Here is an 18,442-nt window from a genome sequence, read left to right as displayed (position 1 = left end):
GCGAGGAAGTCAGATTCGTTGGTCGGCTTAGCTACATGGTCACCTGCACCGCCGCCATGGCTGTGCAGGGCATGCTGTTGACGGCCAAACCCATCAACAGCGCCGCGATCAGGGTGCGCCACGCCCTGGTGATCGTGACCGGGGGCGGCAATGTATCTCCGGTGGTTGGCTGGAAACATCCCCTGGCGTATGTCTATGTGTCATAGATCCTTGTGGAGGGGAGGTTGCGCAGGCCGGTCGGATGTGTCCCTCGGCCCGGGCCTTCTGACGGTGGCGCAGTTCCAGGTTCGCGATGGGTGCGCCGGCGGTGTTGGTGGCAAAGCAGGTCAGCCGCATGCCGTCGGCGTCGGCGAAGCACAACTGGGCACAGGGGTGCGGGCGTTCTTTGCGGACGATCAGCCGCATCCCCTTCGGCCAGCCCGGCCAGGCAGTCGCCCGGCGAGTTCGGCCACCCAGGCGCCGTCGCGGATGCCGCCGTCAGGTTCGACGGCCGGACTCCACGCCGAGGCCGGGACCTTCAGGACGGCCTGCTGGATGGCGTCGGTGATGGTCATGCCGACCGAGTACGACAGCCACCGCCCGCGCCTGGTGAGCCAGGCGACGAACTCGTGGGTGCCGCCTCCGGAGTCGGTGCGGATCAGCGTCTGCCGTCCCCGTCGGAACCGTTTCGGCAGCTGGGCCAGGGCCAGCTGCGTGGCCTTGATGTGGTCCGCGGCGGTGTTGGAGCCGCATTGCGGGCCGCAGCAGACCCACGACCGGTTCGCCCGGACCCGCCGCGGCCGTGGTCGACGCACCCCATCAGCGGGTGGTGCCCGAAGGACTCTTCCGCGTCGCGGCGGCGTCCTGCTTCTCGGAATGCGCCAGGACGAGGACGCCGTCCAGGTCGACGGTCACCTGCCCGCCCGCATCCGGCGCCGCTTCACCGGCCAACCGCCAGACATATTCGCGTACTTCGGCCGGGCGGTGCGCAGCGCGGCCAGCTCCCACTGTCCGAGGCCAGTTTGCTGATCAGCCGGGAGACCGTCGGGTCGGAGGCCACCGGCCCGAAAACCGCCAGCTCGGCCCTCAGCCGCCACGTCCGCCAGGCAGTCCCCGCCGAGCGCGACCGCGAGCGCCGCTGCCACTTCCCACCTGCGGGGCTTTCTCTCACGAGACGTCATCGAGGGTTCACGGTTGTTCACCCGTCCGGTCTTCCCCTCGCCTGTTGCCCTCGGGTGGAACGAGGGCACTTGGGCTTTTCCCCCGGAGCTTCACACCCCGCCGTTACCAGCGACGCATGTCCGGGTGGGGACAGGTCATCGGACACTGCCCCGGGGCCACTCTGTCGCCGACGCCATCGCCGACCCCCTCCCCAAGAGAACCCACTCAACACACGCGACCTCGTGTCACACCTTCACCTGAGAGTTGCTTCTTCCCTCGCAGCCAACAGGACTTTCGACGAGCCCTATCGTTGCAGGTCAGGTCAGGTCAGGTCAGGAGCACTTCTCGCGTTTCTGATCAGCCCTCGGACAGCCCACCGCGTAAAAGCGCGAGCCTAAGTTGTAAATGAGTAGTTCCACGTATATGCAAGAACTCCGGTTGAAGCGCAAGATGTTGCCCTCGCCGAACGGAAGGCAACCCTCCTGAACCGGAATTGGACACCCGGAGGCGTAATGATTTTCCTTCCGGCCTCGGTGAAAAGGGACGATCTCAGGTCCGCCTGATCGACCCTGTCGGGTGAATCGATCACCCCTACCTCGCCCGCAATCTCAAACCGTGCTGTCTGGCCAAGGACCAGAAACGCAAGTCAGGCAGGCGAGTGCTGCGGGTCAGAACCAGCGTTTCGGCATGGCCGAGACACGGAGCCAACTGGAGTACGCAATGAAGTCAAGAATCCGCCGCGCGAGCCTGGGTCTCGCCGCCATCGCCCTGCTCATCGGCGCTCCCGTCGCAACCAGCCAAGTGGTTGCTGCTGCCCCGAGTAACCAGGGCTCGTCGACTGAGAGCCACGTTGAGGCCTTTTGTGATCCCGGGCCTTTCGGCTACCTCTGCCTGCGCTGATAAGCGCTACGCATTACCTGCGCCAGGCGCGTTGGACCAGCGCCGGAAGTACGCCGTCTTCCACACCGCGGGCGATGTCTGGGCGTCGGCCTGCGGCGCCCGTCCGCCGAGCGCGGTTTGCACGGCCGCGACTCCATCGGCACCCACCTCGCCCGCGCCTACGCCATCCCCACTGCCTGACCGGCCCCGCGTAAAGGTGCACTCGGCCCCGGCGCCGCCCTTCCCTTCCCGTGGGGCGCCGCCGGGGCCGATCGCCGTTCACGGCTCACTTTTCCTGGCCGTCGTCGTCGAGGTCGACCGCGTCCGGGTCGTGCAGGGGCCGCAGCCCGTCGACAGGCTGGGAGGCGGTGAAGCTGTAGCGGCCGAGACAGTTCAAATTCCGGTGCCTGAGTGGGGACAGCCGGGCCACGTCCTCGTCACGGATCTCGTGGCCCTCGGCACGGAGCTGGGCGACGGCGGCGTCGATCCCCGCCCATCGCCTTGTGCACCGGCACCGCGAACGCTACGCGCTGATCGCCCGTAGATGACCCCCCGAGCCCTCGTGCTGGTGTCCTGCGGCATGGCCGCAGGACACCAGCACATCAAGAGACCTCTGCAGCCAGCCGGGTGACGGCGGATGGTCGTCATCATGACGACGATGAGGATGATGTTGTTCGCGGTCAGGCGGCGGCTGGCATCGGGGTTTGGACGGCCGGTGGCCGTGCCGACTTTCGGGCCGGTTTGCGGGTGAGGCGGCGGGTCATCAGCGTGATGGACGCCCAGGTGATGAGTGTCTCGCTGACCTGCGGCAGCCTCTCGTGGTCCCGGCAGTGCCGACGGGCCCGCATGATCCACGACAGCGACCTCTCCACCACCCAGCGGTGTGGAAGTACGATGAAGCCGCTGGTGTTCGGCGGTCGACGGACCGTTTTGATCGTGAGATCGAGTTGTGTCTTTGCCCAGGTCACGAGAGTGCCCGCGTAGGCGGAGTCCGCCCAGACGGTGGCGATTTCGGGGTGCATCAGGTGGAGCCGGAAGAGGACTTCGCGGGCGGCGTCCCGGTCGGTGACATCGGCCGGCGTGACCAGGACGAGCAGGACGAGCCCGCGGGTGTCGACGACGATGTGGCGCTTTCGGCCGTTGATTTTCTTCGCGGCGTCGTAGCCGCGGCTGTCCTTGCCGACGGTCTCGGAGGCCTTCACGCTCTGGGAGTCCACGATGACAGCCGCGGCCTGCGGGGTCTTTCCGCTGCGCGCACGTTCCAACGCCGGGAAGAACTCAAGCAGTTGGGCCCGCAGCCGATTGGTCTGGCGAGTCCGGTCGTTGACCAGGTCCAGGCGGCGGGCGGTCAAAGTACGCAGATCAACTGCTATCTCATCGCCAGGGCGAAGGAAGCCGAGGTCCTGGCGCATGCGCGCCTGGTCGGCGATGACGAAGGCGTCCTTCTCATCCGTCTTGCCCTGGCCACGGTAGGCGGTCGATGCCTGATGCACGGCCAAGCCGGTGATGTAAACCATCGGCTGATCGTGGCTGAGCAGGAGGCCGATGAGCAGAGCGGCACCACCGTGATTGATGTCCACCGCCCACAAGGTGTTCTCGGACAGTGCGAGGATGTCAGAGATCAGCTCCAGCAGGGCCGACTCGTCGTTGAGGACGCGGCGGGAGAGAGGGCGATCTCCTCGCTCATCGAGCACCACGCAGTGGTGGTGTTCCTTGCCGATGTCCACTCCGGCCCAGATCTGGGGCACGGTCACCTCCGCCAGCTCGTCGTCCAACAGCAGTCCCGCAGACGACCTCGCCGACGTTGTCCTACGAAGCGATCAAGTCGCGTATCCCAATTAGCGGTCGAGTCGTCGCGGGGCTCCGGGCGGCCAAGTTCTTTGAGCCATCCAACGGCGACAAGCTCACAGCCATACCCAGAACCCCCGGGCCCACCGATCTTACGAATGACCGGCTCAGACCCACGCTTGGAAGGTAGGACAAGCTGAGGCCCCCGGGAACTGGACCGCGGTCACACGAACCTTCCGTGACGGGCACACCGCTACCTGGCGGGCCGCCGACGCACAGCTGGGCTGGTGGGGACCGGATGGCACCACCCGCCTGGTGGTGGCCACCACCGACCCGGCCACCCTGCCCGCCCAGTCCACCTGGTACCTGGCCACCGACCTGCCCGGCCCGGCGGACCACGGGAGGCGGACAGCCCGTGCCGTTGTCGTCGTTCGCGACGACCACCGGCCGCTCACCGTACGAGACTTGGGCGACTGCGGCGGCACCGGTCCGCGCGCAGCCCGAAGCCACAGGCGGACCGGACCCGCGGCTTCGGCGACTGGGCTCGTCGCGGCGAGGAGCTCCGGTGCCACGCGTCCTCCGCCCGGCAGTGGCCGCCTCGATCCGGGTGAACTGCTCCTCGGCGAGCCGGACGTCGAGCGCGGCCGTGTTCTCCCCCAGATGCGCGGGCGAGGACGTGCCCGGGATCGGGAGGACCGTTCGGTCCGCAGCACCGGCGCCTCCGGCTGGGTCTACAGCGGGAACCTTACCGACGGCGGCAGCGAGTACGAGTGCTGAGCAGGACGTGGCCCGCAGGCCTGAGGTGTCCAGCGCCTGCCGGTCTCGCGATCTACATCGGCCAGATCGGCCCCCGCTACTGGCACACCTGCTGCCGGTCGTGCTGCGCGAGCTGGATGACCTTAAAAGCGCGCCGGCCGGACCCAGACGCTGCGCGAGGCTGCGAAGAAGGCCGACCGGAGCCTGAAGAGGCTGCGCAACAACGGCGCTGTCACCCGCGGCGTGAAGGTCGCCGGCGACGTCCACGCCATCTTCGAGTACATCGAACCCAGGTCCGACGCGCGGCCCGACTGGCTCGACCTGACCGTGCCGGAAGACTGGTTCATCGCCTCCACGCTGCTGTTGCAGTCCCGGCACCCCGCCTCCGCGTGGTTCGTCGCCACCAGCAGCCCCTCCCCGCGTTGGCTCTCCTCCGGAGCATAGGAGGCCGCTAGTAGGGCTTGGTCAGGTGTACGCGCTGGTGGCGTGTCTTGGTGTCCGTGGGCGCGTTGATGGTGTGTGACACCTGGGGAGATGGATCAGGTCCGGGAGGGTCTGGAGGCGTTCACGGCGGAGATGTTCGAGGCGTTCACGCGCGCGGATCAGCACCGCTGGGGGCAGGCGTATGTGCGTGGGTTGCTGCTGGACGGACGGCGCAAGTCGGTGGAGCCGATGGCTGCTCGGCTGGGCGAGGACGGCAACCGGCAGGCCCTGGCGCATTTCGTCACCTCCAGTCCGTGGAGCCCGGCCCAGGTGCGGGCCCCGCTGGCATGGCGGATGCACGAGGTCATCGCCCCGACCGCGTTGATCGTCGATGACACCGGTTTCCTGAAGGACGGCGACGCCTCGGCGTGTGTATCGCGGCAGTACACCGGCACCGCGGGCAAGGTCACCAACTGCCAGGTCGGGGTATCGGTGCACCTGGCCCATGACCACGCCTCGACGCCGGTGAACTGGCGGTTGTTCCTGCCCAAGTCCTGGGACCCGGCCTCGCCGCAGGCCGACCCGCTCAAGGTGGCCCGCCGCGAGCGGTGCGGCATTCCCGCCGACCTGGGCCACGTGGAGAAGTGGCAACTTGCGCTGGACATGATCGACGAGACCCGGTCCTGGGGCGTCGATGTCCCACTGGTGCTGGCGGACGCCGGCTACGGCGACGCGGTCGCGTTCCGCTTGGGCCTGAACCAGCGCGGTCTGCACTACGTGGTCGGCATCTCCACCACGCCCACCGTCCACCCGGCCGCCGCCAGTCCGGTCACCCCGCCCTACAGCGGCATCGGACGGCGGCCGGTCGCCCGGTATCCGGACCCGCCCCGCAGCGTGAAGGCGCTGGCCATCGAGGCGGGTCGTGGTTCGGCCAAGCCGGTGTCCTGGCGCGAGGGCTCGCGCCCGGGCAAGGGCCGCACCGGCTTGAAGCGCATGTATTCGCGGTTCGTCGCCCTGCGGATCCGCCCGGCAGGACGCGAGATCCGTGATGCCGCCGAAGGTGTTGAACTGGCCGAGTGCTGGCTGCTGGCCGAGTGGCCCGCCAAAGAGGCCGAGCCGGTGCAGTTCTGGCTCTCCGACCTGCCCGCTGACACCCCGCTGACCACCCTGGTCCGCCTGGCCAAGCTCCGCTGGAGAATCGAGCACGACTACCGCGAGATGAAACAGGCCCTGGGGCTTGCCCACTTCGAGGGCCGCACCTTCAACGGCTGGCACCACCACGTCACCCTCGCCTCCCTCGCCCACGCCTTCTGCACCCTGCGGAGGCTGACCCACGCCCCAAAAGACGCGGCACCGGCCTGAGCCTCTATCAGATCGTCCGCGAGCTGCAGTTACTCCTCGCCACCTGGGCCGGCGCATGCCCCACCTGCCACCGCGACATACCAACACCCATACGAACCTGACCAAGCCCTACTAGGGTCTGTTGCGAAAGTGGATCTTGATCGGTGATGATCATGCGTTGTGGCGCATGGAGATCTGACAGATGCACAGTGGTCGCGGCTGGAGCCGCTGCTGCCGATGGGCAAGAAGGCCGGGAGGCCGCCGGTTTGGACCAGGCGGCAGCTCATAGACGGCATACGGTGGCGGACGCGGGCGGGAACGCCGTGGCGGGATGTGCCCGAGCGGTACGGGCCGTGGGACCGGGTCTACGACCTGTTCCGCCGGTGGCAGCGTAACGGCACCTGGCACCGGATTCTGGAGCAACTGCAGGCCGATGCCGATGCGAAGGGCCTGATCACGTGGGACGTCAGCGTGGACTCCACGGTCTGCCGTGCTCATCAGCACGCCGCCGGGGCACGTAAAAAGGGGACCTTCAAAAGGAATCGCCCGGCGGCTTCGTCACCGAGCCCGACGATCACGGCCTCGGACGTTCCCGCGGCGGTCTGACTACGAAAATCCACCTCGCGACCGAGCAGGGGCAGAAACCACTGTCACTGCTCATCACCGCCGGCCACCGGCACGACAGTCCCTACTTCCGCCCGGTCCTGGAGAAGATCCGAGTACCCCGTCCAGGCCCCGGACGGCCGCGAACCAGACCTGACAAGGTGCGGGGCGACAAGGCCTACGGTTCCCGAGCGAACCGTGCCTATCTGCACGGACGCCGGATCGCCTGCACCATGCCGGAGAAGGCGGACCAGATCCGTAACCGCAAGAACCTCGGCTCCCGCGGAGGCAGACCACCGAAGTTCGACAGGGAAGACTACAAACAACGCCACGCGGTCGAGTGCGGCATCAACCGCCTCAAGAGACACCGCGCAGTGGCCACGAGGTACGACAAACTCGCCGTCCGCTATGAGGCAACCGTGCTGATCGCGGCCATCAACGAGTGGCTGTGACCAGCACTTTCGCAACAGACCCTAGCTTGATCTTTAACCTGTGCGGTGGGGCCGTGGGGTAGTTGGCTTCTTCGTTGACCCTTTCGCTGGCTGCGTCTTGCGTGGTGTGTGCACGTCGTGGCGTGGGGTGGGGCGAGTGTTCTTGCGGCCTGGTGGTCGTCCGGGGCCGGCTCGGGTTGGTTTCGGTGCTCTGGCTGGGCAGTCGGGAGGCTGTCGCACGGCTCCTGCCCGGTGAAGGTCAAGAGCGATTCGTTGTTCGGTTCCGAGGATCCAGGAGGCGTCGGAATCTTGGCTGGTGGGGCGGAACTTCTGGTCGTGCGACCGTGAACGTGATCTTGAGATGCCGCGGGATGTCCGGGAGTGGCTGCCGCCCGAGCACCTGTGCTGGAAGGTGCTCGACGTCGTCGAGCTACTTGACCTGTCGGCGTTCGAGAACAGCTACCGTGACGACGGGCGGGGCGGGGTGGCCTACCCTCCCGCGAGCCTGATTGCGCTGCTCCTGTACTGCTACAGCAAGGGAGTGCGTTCCTCCCGTCGCATCGAGCAGGCTTGCTGGGACGACGTGGGCTGCCGAATCATCACCGCGAACCGCCGAGTGGACCACTCCACCGTCGCGCGGTTCGTACGACGCCACCGTGCCGCCTTGAACTCACTGTTCGTGCAGGTGTTGTCGCTGTGCGGCCGACGTGGCCTGGTCGATCTTTCGGCGGTGGCCGTGGACGGCTCACCGATGGAGGCGAACGCCTCACGCGACGCCAACCAGCGGCTCCAGCGCCTGGAGGAGACCATCTCCCAGTACGAGAAAGAGATCCACGCGTTGATGGAGGATGTAGTCGACCACGCGCTGAGCGTCGAGGCCGATGACTCGGCAGCACAGGGAGATGGCGAGGACGCGTGCGACAACTGGCCTCGCCTGTCCCGGCTGTGCGACCGGCTCACCCGGGCCCACTTGGCCAGGGACAGACTGCATGAACGGGCTATGCCTTCACCCACCGAGATCCGGATCAAGGTCGAAGCCGCCGAGCGGATGGTGGCCCGCGCGGAGAAGCGCCTGGCCGCCGAGACCGAGGCTCACCAGGAGAAGCTGAAGAAGTACGAGCTCCGCGTCCGAGAGGACCGGGCGGCAGGACGTCGTGGAGCGAACGGACGGCCGCCGGTCCCGATGGAGCACAAGACCGTCCTCGTTCGCCAGCGAACGCGACTGGTGAAGATGCGGGCCTGGCTGGAGCGGGCCCGCACACCCCGACCGGCCCCCTCCCCGGAGTCCCGTTCCTGCCTGAGCGATCCCGACTCCCGGCTGATTCCCGGCAAACGCGGCGGCTACCTGCAGGGATACAACATCCAGATCGTGTGCGCCCGCCGTCAATTCTTGCTGGCCATCGAAGCGCACGACAATCCCTCGGACAGGACGGCCCTCGTTCCGATGGTGAAGAAGACCCAGCACAATCACCAGGCCGCACGGCTCCCCGGCGACATCCAACTCTGGCTCGCCGACAGCGGGTACGCTTCCGCCGCGTCCTTCGAGGCCCTCGCCGACCTCCCGCTACTGGTCTCGGTCACCAGCGATGCCGACCAGGCAGGCTTTCCCGCGAAACGTCAGCAGGCCCCTGCCGGCCAGCAGGACATGGCGGCCCGCCTCGCCACCCCAACAGGACGGGCCCAGTACCGTCAACGCAGTGCCCTGGTCGAGCCGGGATTCGCCCAGATCTTCCAACGCTTCGGACGGCACCTCAACTACCGCGGCCGCCAGGCGGTGGACGCCGAGATCAAGCTCCTCGGCACGGTGCACAACCTCAACAAGCTCATCAACCACACGCCCAAGAAGCACTCTTGACCTTCACCGGGCAGGAGCCGTGCGACAGCCTCTGGCCAGCACAGCCGGTGTCACGAAACCCGGGACAGCCCTGCTCACCTGCGTCGGGCACATTCGCGACCTGCGGAGCTGAGGACTGGCTCTCCTCCAGGAGGTTAAGACTCAAGTCAGGATCCGTCTTCAAAAGATCCTTTGCGCAGTGGATCATGGCGGGATAGCCGTCGCCATGAACTGACCGACCGGGAGTGGGAGTTACTGGCTCCATTGATACCGAGCGCCACCAGGGGGCGGCCTCGGGCGGAAGACCGGCAGGTCATCAACGGGATGGTCTACAAGATCCGGACCGGGGTCTCCTGGCGTGACCAGCCCGAACGTTACGGCCCGTGGAAGACGGTCTAACCCGCTTCCGCCGCTACGCCATCGACGAGGTTTCGGATGCCACCGAGCGTGTGCACTCGGCGGCCCAGCCGGCGGGGGGTTGATCCCAAGACCGTGCTTCGGTGCGCACGGATCGCTCAGATGGGCCCCTCGGCAGGAAACGGAAGAGGCCCCGCCGGCAGCCAGGGCGGCGGGAGCTGCGCGCCTTTCCGGGCGACTACCAGGCGACTACCAGGCGATGGGGAGCCCGCTCGGGCAGTCGCTCCGTAAACCCTTGCCGGGGGATACTGTTCGAAAAAGTTGTCCAACACCCGCACACTGCCGCCCAGTTCAGCAGAGCTGGCCGGTGTACCAGGCGTTGCGGATCTGCTGTGTGGTTCCGAGTTGAGTGGTGCCGGGGTCGACGCAGTGGGTGGTGTCCCACCAGTTGATCCGGTCGATCTTGATCTTGATGCGGGAGCCGTCGTTGGTGCAGTGGTTGTAGAAGGCCAGGTGGTTGCGGGTGAAATACCCGCAGGGGTCGGCTGCGGGGGCGGCCGTAGCTGCCGGAGCGATAGCACCCAACAGGAGCGCGGTCAGAGCCAGGGGGAGCAGTCGTCGTGTACGCATGACGGGAACGGTACCCACACGGCGAAGCCGGCGAACACTGCCCGCAGTAACAGAAAAGCCCCCGCCTGGTCCGGATCTCTCTTCAGTTCCAGGGTCCGTCTTCAAATTGATCTCGCCCAGAGCAGGAGTGAGGCGAGTGTGACCGCTGCTTCATAGGAGGTGGCGGTCTTCTCGTAGCGGGTGGCGATGCCGCGGAAGCCCTTGAGCTGGTTGAAGCATCGTTGGACGGTGTTGCGGCGTCGGTAGATCCCGGTGTCGAAGCCCGGTGGCCGGCCACCGGGCTGGCCACCGTTGCGACGATGCTGCTTCTGGTCTGGCTCGCCACCCACCATGCCCGCTGCACGACCGCCGTGGTGCAAAGGCAGGCTCCGGCACGGCCGGCAGCACGGAGAACTGCCAGATCGGAGGTTCCCGCCTACGCATCGGCCACAGGCCGAGCGCTGGTGGACCGGGAGTTGTACCTGCCGAAGTCCTGGACCGGTGATGCGGACCGTCGCCGGGCGGCGAAGATCCCCGAGAGCCTGGTGTTCGCGACAGGGTGCTGAATCCCGTGGGTCTCAAGTCCCCTCGGCATCCACCGAGCACCCACCTTCCCCGCTCCACGTACCTGGGACACCGTCTGAGGCCCAACCGTGGTTACCGTCGCCCGTGGGCATGACCGAACCCGTGGTCAGCCGCAGGCTGACCACGGGTCGGGTTAGTGAACAGGCTGAGTGGCACGCAGATGCTCATCCACAGTGGCACTCAACGCTGGTCGACAAGCGGTGTGGAGGGCCGGTGGGTCAGCTGCGGCTCCATTTCTGGCTGGACTCGGTTGGGCTGGTGCAGGCCTGGAGGACAAGGCCGGGGGTGGGGTTCTTGCCGGCGGCTCCGGTGTCCAGGCCCAGGCACAATCGGGACTGCACGCCTCGGATGGATCCGTCTTGGTTGAACGTCCACTGCTGGTTCGAGGCGCCGCACTCCATCATGATGACGGGAGTGCCCCGTCCGACGTTGCCGGAGGCGCCCAGGCACTTGCCCGCGCTGGTGAGCTCCTTGCGCGAGGTGACGCTCCACAACTGGTTATAGGGGCGCTGGGCGGTGTAGCAGAGTTGGGTGACCGCACTTTCCCGGTTCGAGGTCCACTGTCCTGCGACACTGTCCAGACACCTTCCCGAACCCTGATTCACCAGCATGAAGTCAGCCGGTCCGGAAGCCTGATCCGGTGCGGGAGCCGTTTCGGGAGCAGGGGCGGAAGTGCGGGGCGGTGCGGGAGTCCGGTCTGGTGCGGCTTGATGTGACGTGATGGGGCCGTATACCTCCAGTTCGTAGACGCTCGAGGTGTTGTTGTTCCTGTCGTTCGTGGGCTGGGTGATGGCCAGCTTGACGTAACGCGCCGTCACGGGCGAGCTGAGCGTGTGGTGGGTGCGGCTGTCCTGTGAGCCGGACACCGTCGCGGCGGGAGTGAAGTCGGTGCCGTCGGTGCTCGTCTGGATGGTAAAGGCCTTGGTGTTCAACTCGGTGCTCTCCGTGCCGAGACCCGCGTGCTTGACCACGAACGACGACACCGCCTGGGGGGTGTCCAGGTCGACCTGGAGGTAGCTGGACGACCCGGTCGAGCACCACTTGCTGTTGAGGTCCCCGTCGACGGCCTTGGCCGGGCTCTGGCCCTCGCTGCAGGGCGCCGAGCCACTGGCCGTCTTGCCTCGGGCCAGGTTCGGGCCGAGGTCCGCTGCAGCGGGTGGCTGGGGATTCTCAGCGGTGAACCCGTCGTTGAACGAGGGTGGCACGTCGTCAGGAGCAGTTCCCCAGGTGCTCGGGGAGGTGCCCATGGCGAAGTCGAGGGTGCCTCCGTCGGCGATGTCCTGGTATCGGATGAAGTTGTGGCTTGTCTGGGCGTCCTTGACGGACAGGCGCTGCACATACTGCCCGTCGCCGGTGCTGTTGATCTGGATGTTGCGGTTCTCCGGGCGCTGGATGAGCACCGAGGAGAACAGCGGGCCGTGCAGGGCGAGAGTGTCCGCGCCCGGGGTGGGCGGGTACATACCCAGGGCCGCCCATACGTACCACGCGGAGGTGGCGCCCAAGTCGTCGTTGCCGGGCAGGCCGCCCGCACCGGTGGTGAACTCGCTCATGATCCGTCGCACGACATCGCTCGTGCTATCGGGTGTGGCCGCGAAGTTGTACGCCCACGGCACGTGGTGCTCGGGCTCGTTGCCGATGTAGAAGTACGGATTCGAGATACCGGCGTTCAGCTTGGTGAAATGCTGGTCGAGACGCTGGATCGCGGTCGCCCGGCCGCCCATGAGGTCGAACATGGACTGGTGGTTGAAGGGGACCATCCAGGTGTACTGCGAGGCGTTGCCTTCGGTGAAGCCGTGATGGCCGGCCGGGTCGAGCGGCGAGACCCAATCCCCCTCTTTGTAACGCGGCTGGACATAGCCGGATGCGGAGTTGAAAACGTTGGTCCACTTCTGCGCGCGCTGGAGGAGCGTGATGGAGTCCCCGTCTTTCAGCGCCTTGGCGAACTGGCCGATGGCGAAGTCCGACGCCGCGTATTCCAGCGTTGTCGACGGCTGACGGGGGATGAAGCCGTGGGTCTCGTAGGGCACCGACTCGTCCCGGATCTTTCTTCCGGGGAACCAGGAGTAGGAGTCCGGAGGGTTCTTCGCGTCGGGTTGCGGTTCTGCGTAGGACGCGCCCCCTGCGGTGTCCTTCATCAGCCTTAGCGCCTCTGCCGTGTCGAAGTCGCGAATGCCGAACGCGTAGGCGCTTGAGATCACGATCGGCCCGGGGTCACCTGGCATGGTGTACGTCTCGGTGTTCTGCTGCGACCAGCGGGGCAGCAGGCCGCCCTGCTGTCCGCCGAGGACCATGGACTTGACGATGTCTTTCATGACGTCGGGTGCGATGAGCGAGGTGAGCGCGGCCCAGGACCGGTAGATGTCCCATCCGGAGTAGTTCTGGTACACGGCTGACATGCCACTGGGGACCGTGTGGACCTTGCCGTCGAAACCCATGTACCGGGCGCCCACGTCCTTGGCGTTGGTGTCCTTGTACCCGAGGTCGCTGGCCGTGTTGGGGCTCTGCATCACGTGGTACAGCGCCGTGTAGAACTTCTTCAGATCGGTGGCGGAGCCGCCGGTGGCCTGGACGTTGTTGAGCTTGGTGTTCCAGGCGACCAGGGCTGCCTTCTCCACCGTGTCGAAGGCGGAATGGTCGGGCTGCTCCTGGGCCAGGTTCTGCCGGGCGCCGTCGATACTCACGAACGACAGGCCCACCTTCAGGGTGACCGGCCTCCCGCTGTGTGCGTCGAACGTGAGGTAGCCGCCGCTGTTGGCGCCCTCGCTCGTCAACCGGCCACTGGTTGCCTGGCTGACCTTGCTGCCCTCCCAGGTGCCGAACCCGGTGGGTGGACGGTCGAACTTCATCACGAAGAAGATGCGGAACGCGTTGGCCTTTCCACCCGCGGGTGTGCAGAAGTCGCCGCCCGTCGTCCAACCCGCCACCTCGTCGCCGCTGACGGTCGTGTGCGCGGAGCCTGTGCCACCGGTGGCGTTGCCGCTGGTGTTGAGCAGAACCCGCGCCGTGCTGGCTGCGGAGGGAAAGGTCAGCCTCGCCGCGCCGGTGCGCTGGGTGGCGCTGAGCTCCACCTTGGTGGAGTCGCCCAGGATGGTCCGGTAGTAGCCGGGGTGTGCGATCTCGTTGTACTTCTCCGCCTTGAACCGTGCCCAGTTCTCCCCCGGTGAGTTCGTTCCGTCGAGGGACGCGGTGGTGGGCATGATCCCGAGATTCTCGTTGTTGGCGCAGCCGGCGCCGTCGAAGTGGGTCATGCTGAACTGGTCGATCGTCTTGTCGCTCTTGCGGTACCCCGACGGCTTGGCCGTGGGGGTGTCCGGGCTGAACTGGACCATTCCGTACGGGTAGACCGCCCCCGGGTACGTACTGCCGCCGGCGCCGTCGGGCACCGGGTCGGGCGAGGTGCTGTCATCGGTACCGATGAACGGGTCGACGTACTGGGTCAGGTTGAGCGGCTCCGCGTGTGCCCGCCCGTTGAACGTCGGCGAGATGACGACGCCGAACGTCGCGGCGCACAGCGCCAGGACGAGGGGAATCACGTGACGGCGCCGGACATGCCGGCCGCCACGTCTTATGCGAAGTGGTTGACTGATGTGTGCCGTGGTCATGGCAAATCCCTTCGGATACTTTGCCGTTCCGAGCGAGCGCGTCCTGGTGTCTCCCCGGCGGCCGCCCGCCTGTGTGAGAGACGGGACGGCTGGCTCGCAGTGCGCCGACGCGAACATGACCCCCGCTTGCCTGCTATGTGATGCTCAGGTCCGCTGGGGGAACCATCGGATCAGCACGCCAGGTTGCGGAAGCGTCAAATTACCTGCCCCTGTACCTGCTTCAGCTCGTCGATGTGCTCTGCGACTGGGCAGAGTGCGGTCCCTTCCGGCCGTTGAGAGAACGCCCCACAAGTCGGTAACCTTGGACCGTTTCCGACATGCGGGGGCGCTGAGAGCACGGCGCCCTGTTGCGCCGTTCACCGTGCGGCCGCTGAGCCGAGTCCGGAAAGAGGGAGTTGAGCCCAGTGGGGGCGGCCCTGCCGGGCCGTCCACCTTCAGCAGCCGCTCGAGCTGCCGCATCCGCAGCCGCGTAGACGTCTCCACCCACAGCGAGGCACCCTCAACACCCCACCCGTACAGGGAAAATGCCCGTGCCACCAGGATCTAGCGAGGGAGTACCGGGCTTCAGCCCGGTAGGGAATCGCTTCTCAATCCTGCTCTGACCCGCAGATCACAGCGGACGGTTCTGGTTCTCGATGTACCGGCGGACGATTGCCAGGGGCGCTCCGCCGACTGACCCGGCGAAGTAGGAGCCAGACCAGAGTTTGTTGGCCCGGTAGTAGTGCTGCACGAGGTCGGGGAACTCCTGACGGAGTCGGCGGGAGGAGACGCCCTTGAGGGAGTTGACCAGCTTCGATACGGCGACCTTGGGCGGGAAGCTCACCAGCAGATGTACGTGGTTGGACTCGCCGTTGAACTCGGTCAGCTCGGTCTCGAAGTCCGCGCACACGGCCCGCATGATCTCTTCCATGCGGGTCAGGTGCCGGTCGGTGAAGACGTGGTGCCGGTACTTCGTCACAAAGACCAAGTGGGCGTGCATGAGGAAAACGCAGTGTCTGCCAGTGCGGATGTTCTGATACTCGGCCATAACCCAACTGTAGTACGGTGATTGGCATGCAACTCCGTTACCAGTACCGCGTCTCCCCGACGCCCGCTCAGGCGATCAACGCCCGCCGGGTGTTCGGGTGCAAGCGCGTGGTCTGGAACGATGCACTGTCCCGGATCAAGCCGGTCAAGGCGTCGAACAAGCTGCTCGGCAACCCGCGCCGGCGGACCGCCGAGGGCCCCTACCTGCGGGTCCCGAAGAACCCGGACCTGTCCAAGGAACTGATCACCACCGCGAAGAAGACCCAGGAGCGGGCCTGGCTGTCCGATGCCCCGGTCGGTGTGCTACAGCAGACGCTGAGGGACCTGGACAAGGCGTGGGCCGCGTATGAGGACTCCAAGACCGGCAACCGCAAGGGCCCCAAGGTTGCCCTGCCGCGCTTCAAGTCCAAGAAGGACAATCGGGAGTCCGCCCGATTCACCGCCTCCGACCGGTTCAAGATCCTCGGTGATGGCAAGCTCCGGCTGCCGAAAATCGGAGACGTGCGGGTCAAGTGGACCCGCGATCTACCCTCCGTCCCGTCGAGCGTGACGCTGATCAAGGACCGATCCGGGAGGTACTGGGCCTCCTTCGTGGTCGAGACCGACCCGGCCGCCGACATCCTTCCGCCAGCTGATTGTGACCAGGGCATCGACCTGGGCCTGACCCGGTTCGCGGTCCTCGCGGACGGTTCGCACATCGCCTCACCAAAGTACCTGCGGCGGGCGGAGAAGAAGCTGAAGAAGCGGCAGCGGGAACTGTCGCGGAAAAAGAAGGGGTCGAACAACCGGGACAAGGCCCGAATCAAGGTCGCCCGCGCTCACGCCCAGGTGGCGGATGCGCGCCGGAACTTCCACCACCAGTGGTCTCACAGGCTGACGAGCGAAAACCAAGCTGTCTTCGCGGAGACCCTGAACGTGCGTGGAATGGCGCGTGGCCGCCTGGCCAAAAGCGTGCACGACGCGGGCTGGTCCCAGTTCCTGATGTTCTGCGAGTACAAGGCGATCCGGCACGGACGGAAGTTCGTCAAGGTCGCCCGCGACTTCCCCAGCTCCCAGATATGTTCCGCCTGCGGATTCCGCGACGGCCCCAAGCCCCTGCACATCCGGGAATGGACCTGCGGCAACTGCGGAACCCGGCACGACCGGGACTGGAACGCCGGACGGAACGTCAAGTATGAAGGCCGCCGCATCCTCGCAGCGGCACAACCACCCACCCCTGGACTGGGGGCCTCACGCCGGTAACGGCGCGAGTAAACGCCTGCGGAGCGCATGTAAGACCAGGCAGCAGCCCGGCAGCGCGCACAAGCCCCACTCCGGTGGGGAGGAAGCAGGAACCCACCCGAAGCGGGTGGTCTCCCAAACGGGTGACCACCCGCAGGCGGAGAATCCACGCCCTCCAGGGCGATCGGAGGAGGTCAAAGCCTTCTGCAACACGCTTGGACAACGTTTCCTTCGGTGCCGGTGATGGCTTATGGGTCCTCTGCCGGCGTTCGGTGCCAACCACGGAGGGCAAGCTCCCCGCCTGGCGGCGGCTCAGGTAATCGCAGGGCGCCGGCCGCGAGCACATCGGGCACAAACAGCGATTGAGGGCCGCACCCCGGGCTGGGGTGCGGCGCTCGGCGCATGTGCTTACGCGGTCCAGCCGCCGTACGGCACGGTGATCAGCTCCATGCCGTGGCCCGCCGGGTCCATGAAGTACACCCCGCGGCCGCCGTCGTTGTGGTTGATCGCGCCGGGCTGCTGCCGGTGCGGATCGGCATAGTGCTCGATGCCGCGCTCGCTGATCCGCGCGTACGCCGCGTCGAACTCCTCCTCGGAGACCAGGAAGGCGTAGTGCTGCATGGCGATGTGGTCCGCGGGGATCGTGGCGAAGTCCAGCGTGACGCCGTTGCTCAGGCCGACCGCGATGAACGGGCCCCACTCCGCGGTGATCTCAAGGCCCAGCAGGTCCGCGAAGAACTGGGCGGACTCCCGGTTGTCTCGGGCGTGGACGATCGTGTGGTTCAACTCAACTGACAAGGAATGCCTCCGAAGGCACCTCCCGACACCTCCATGCCTCACCCAGCCGGTGATCGACACGCGATGTCCCGGTAGATCCTAGTCCCTGTTGTCTACGAAGTGAGTCGGCGGTAGTTGATGAGCGCTGCGGCTATACCAACGAAAGCGAGGAAGTGCTCGGCTTTGAGTTCGTAGCGGCGATGCAGGCGCCGGCATCCAGCCAGCCAGGAGACCGTCCTCTCGACGACCCAGCGGTGGCGGCCCAGTCGTGTGGAGGGCTCGATGCCCTTACGGGAGGCGGCTCGAGATCCCCTCCAACTCCGGCCCCGGGACAGAGGGCGCCGCGGCGGCCCGTCCAGCTTCGCTGTCGGCGGCGAACGCGTCGTCGTCCCCTGCGGGGCCGTCCTCCGCCCCGGATGCGAGTGACTCGCTCTGGTACTCCTCCAGCGGGCCGGCAGGTCGTGATGCCTGCCGCGGATCCGGCGCATGTAGTCGCACATGTTCCGCAGACGCCGGCGCGGCGCCTCCTCGTCCGGGCCCAGCAGGGAAAGTGCCTGGTCGGCGAGCTTCTCCTGCTGGTCCAGGTACCGGCGCTGGGCTATCGAGTCGTGCTTCCAAAGCGCGAAGAACGAGTGTGGCCTGGATGAGTACGAGTCCGCCGCTGCACCGACTGGTACCGGCACATCACCCTGGCCATGCTCGCTCACGCCTTCCTCGCCGCGTGACCGCCCAGGTCGGCGCAGAGGGGCTGCAGAAACGGATCACCCCTCGCTCCGCTCGGCCTGGCGGAAATCCGCAGGCTCATGGCAGCTTGCCGCCCCGGAGCAGGGCATCACTACCGGCTTCGCGCCGACCAGGCGCAGAGATGGTCCCGCTGGCGTCGCCAACACCGGGCCACCGCCCGACACTGCCACTACAAGCGACGTATCACCGGTCACGAACTCACACCACATGACAGAACGTCAGCTCGCTACACTCAGAAACAGGATCCTGACCAGCAGGAATAGCAAACTGCAACTGGTGCACTAGGAGTCGTCGTCAAAGCGCTACGCCCACATCAGGAGCGAAGC

General features: G+C 66.6%; 12 protein-coding genes and 8 pseudogenes. 10 read left to right on the top strand and 10 right to left on the bottom strand.

Going from position 1 to position 18,442, the window contains the following annotated elements:
- The first annotated feature begins 35 nt into the window (after nt 1-35).
- On the top strand, nt 36-206 hold the full coding sequence (locus OG883_RS39915; RefSeq protein ID WP_266553335.1) for a hypothetical protein: 171 nt from the start codon (nt 36-38) through the stop codon (nt 204-206).
- Nucleotides 207-222: 16 nt separating this feature from the next.
- On the opposite strand, the pseudogene OG883_RS39910 reads toward OG883_RS39915, so the two are convergent.
- From OG883_RS39910 to OG883_RS39900, 3 pseudogenes are all read right to left on the bottom strand, one after another.
- A pseudogene (locus OG883_RS39910) lies at nt 223-1,115 on the bottom strand (transposase); the annotation flags it as partial.
- A 1,190-nt stretch (nt 1,116-2,305) separates the two neighbouring features.
- A pseudogene (locus OG883_RS39905) lies at nt 2,306-2,524 on the bottom strand (Tn3 family transposase); the annotation flags it as partial.
- A 238-nt stretch (nt 2,525-2,762) separates the two neighbouring features.
- Nucleotides 2,763-3,767, bottom strand: a pseudogene (locus OG883_RS39900) (transposase); the annotation flags it as partial.
- Nucleotides 3,768-4,122: 355 nt separating this feature from the next.
- On the opposite strand from OG883_RS39900, the gene OG883_RS39895 reads away from it, so the two are divergent.
- The 4 genes from OG883_RS39895 to OG883_RS39880 all read left to right on the top strand — a co-directional run bounded on the left by OG883_RS39895 (nt 4,123) and on the right by OG883_RS39880 (nt 7,382).
- Nucleotides 4,123-4,584, top strand: coding sequence for a hypothetical protein (locus OG883_RS39895; RefSeq protein ID WP_266551955.1), 462 nt, complete (start codon nt 4,123-4,125; stop codon nt 4,582-4,584).
- Between the two features lie 222 nt (nt 4,585-4,806).
- A complete protein-coding gene (locus tag OG883_RS39890) occupies nt 4,807-5,007 on the top strand; it encodes a hypothetical protein (RefSeq protein WP_266551952.1) in 201 nt (66 codons plus the stop codon).
- Nucleotides 5,008-5,082: 75 nt separating this feature from the next.
- On the top strand, nt 5,083-6,348 hold the full coding sequence (locus OG883_RS39885) for an IS701 family transposase (RefSeq protein ID WP_266551949.1): 1,266 nt from the start codon (nt 5,083-5,085) through the stop codon (nt 6,346-6,348).
- Nucleotides 6,349-6,507: 159 nt separating this feature from the next.
- Nucleotides 6,508-7,382, top strand: a protein-coding gene (locus OG883_RS39880; RefSeq protein ID WP_266551946.1) for an IS5 family transposase whose coding sequence is annotated in 2 segments (ribosomal slippage) — nt 6,508-6,852 and nt 6,855-7,382 — 873 coding nt in all. Because the reading frame shifts where the segments join, the coding sequence is not laid out codon by codon here.
- 33 nt (nt 7,383-7,415) lie between these two features.
- Here the strand turns inward: OG883_RS39880 and OG883_RS46925 are convergent.
- Nucleotides 7,416-7,583 (bottom strand): annotated as a pseudogene (locus tag OG883_RS46925) (transposase); the annotation flags it as partial.
- A 139-nt stretch (nt 7,584-7,722) separates the two neighbouring features.
- On the opposite strand from OG883_RS46925, the gene OG883_RS39875 reads away from it, so the two are divergent.
- Nucleotides 7,723-9,216, top strand: a complete 1,494-nt coding sequence (locus OG883_RS39875; protein WP_266541001.1) for a transposase — start codon at nt 7,723-7,725, stop codon at nt 9,214-9,216.
- A gap of 171 nt (nt 9,217-9,387) precedes the next feature.
- A pseudogene (locus tag OG883_RS39870) lies at nt 9,388-9,591 on the top strand (transposase); the annotation flags it as partial.
- Nucleotides 9,592-9,903: 312 nt separating this feature from the next.
- On the opposite strand, the gene OG883_RS39865 reads toward OG883_RS39870, so the two are convergent.
- Both OG883_RS39865 and OG883_RS46920 read right to left on the bottom strand, forming a co-directional pair.
- Nucleotides 9,904-10,182: a DUF6355 family natural product biosynthesis protein gene (locus OG883_RS39865; RefSeq protein ID WP_266551943.1), complete on the bottom strand. Its 279-nt coding sequence runs from the start codon at nt 10,180-10,182 to the stop codon at nt 9,904-9,906.
- Between the two features lie 101 nt (nt 10,183-10,283).
- On the bottom strand, nt 10,284-10,514 hold the full coding sequence (locus OG883_RS46920) for a transposase (RefSeq protein WP_323181056.1): 231 nt from the start codon (nt 10,512-10,514) through the stop codon (nt 10,284-10,286).
- A 35-nt stretch (nt 10,515-10,549) separates the two neighbouring features.
- Here OG883_RS46920 and OG883_RS39855 point away from each other — a divergent pair.
- Nucleotides 10,550-10,718 (top strand): annotated as a pseudogene (locus tag OG883_RS39855) (transposase); the annotation flags it as partial.
- Nucleotides 10,719-10,964: 246 nt separating this feature from the next.
- Here OG883_RS39855 and OG883_RS39850 read toward each other — a convergent pair.
- On the bottom strand, nt 10,965-14,279 hold the full coding sequence (locus tag OG883_RS39850; RefSeq protein WP_266551940.1) for a GH92 family glycosyl hydrolase: 3,315 nt from the start codon (nt 14,277-14,279) through the stop codon (nt 10,965-10,967).
- Nucleotides 14,280-14,958: 679 nt separating this feature from the next.
- Entirely contained in the window at nt 14,959-15,375 is a 417-nt protein-coding gene (tnpA, locus tag OG883_RS39845; RefSeq protein WP_266551937.1) for an IS200/IS605 family transposase, read from the bottom strand.
- Between the two features lie 26 nt (nt 15,376-15,401).
- On the opposite strand from tnpA, the gene OG883_RS39840 reads away from it, so the two are divergent.
- Entirely contained in the window at nt 15,402-16,616 is a 1,215-nt protein-coding gene (locus OG883_RS39840; protein WP_266551934.1) for an RNA-guided endonuclease TnpB family protein, read from the top strand.
- Between the two features lie 387 nt (nt 16,617-17,003).
- Here the strand turns inward: OG883_RS39840 and OG883_RS39835 are convergent, their stop codons facing one another.
- Together OG883_RS39835 and OG883_RS39830 are read right to left on the bottom strand one after the other, a co-directional pair.
- The gene (locus OG883_RS39835; RefSeq protein WP_266551931.1) at nt 17,004-17,393 is read right to left on the bottom strand and encodes a VOC family protein; all 390 of its coding nucleotides are present in this window, start codon (nt 17,391-17,393) and stop codon (nt 17,004-17,006) included.
- Between the two features lie 92 nt (nt 17,394-17,485).
- A pseudogene (locus tag OG883_RS39830) lies at nt 17,486-17,668 on the bottom strand (transposase); the annotation flags it as partial.
- A gap of 295 nt (nt 17,669-17,963) precedes the next feature.
- On the opposite strand from OG883_RS39830, the pseudogene OG883_RS39825 reads away from it, so the two are divergent.
- Nucleotides 17,964-18,097, top strand: a pseudogene (locus OG883_RS39825) (IS701 family transposase); the annotation flags it as partial.
- Nucleotides 18,098-18,442 lie beyond the last annotated feature (345 nt).

Source organism: Streptomyces sp. NBC_01142 (assembly GCF_026341125.1).
Taxonomy (GTDB): Bacteria; Actinomycetota; Actinomycetes; order Streptomycetales; family Streptomycetaceae; genus Streptomyces.
The sequence above is the reverse complement of the archived record's forward strand: the minus strand, read 5'-3'. Positions and strand labels throughout refer to the sequence as shown.

Excerpts from the sequence above, each read along its gene's own strand:
- OG883_RS39915 (WP_266553335.1), top strand. The coding sequence starts at position 36 with ATGGTCACCTGCACCGCCGCCATGGCTGTGCAGGGCATGCTGTTGACG.
- OG883_RS46920 (WP_323181056.1), bottom strand. The coding sequence starts at position 10,514 with ATGGTGGGTGGCGAGCCAGACCAGAAGCAGCATCGTCGCAACGGTGGC.
- OG883_RS39875 (WP_266541001.1), top strand. The coding sequence starts at position 7,723 with ATGCCGCGGGATGTCCGGGAGTGGCTGCCGCCCGAGCACCTGTGCTGG.
- OG883_RS39865 (WP_266551943.1), bottom strand. The coding sequence starts at position 10,182 with ATGCGTACACGACGACTGCTCCCCCTGGCTCTGACCGCGCTCCTGTTG.
- OG883_RS39840 (WP_266551934.1), top strand. The coding sequence starts at position 15,402 with ATGCAACTCCGTTACCAGTACCGCGTCTCCCCGACGCCCGCTCAGGCG.
- tnpA (WP_266551937.1), bottom strand. The coding sequence starts at position 15,375 with ATGGCCGAGTATCAGAACATCCGCACTGGCAGACACTGCGTTTTCCTC.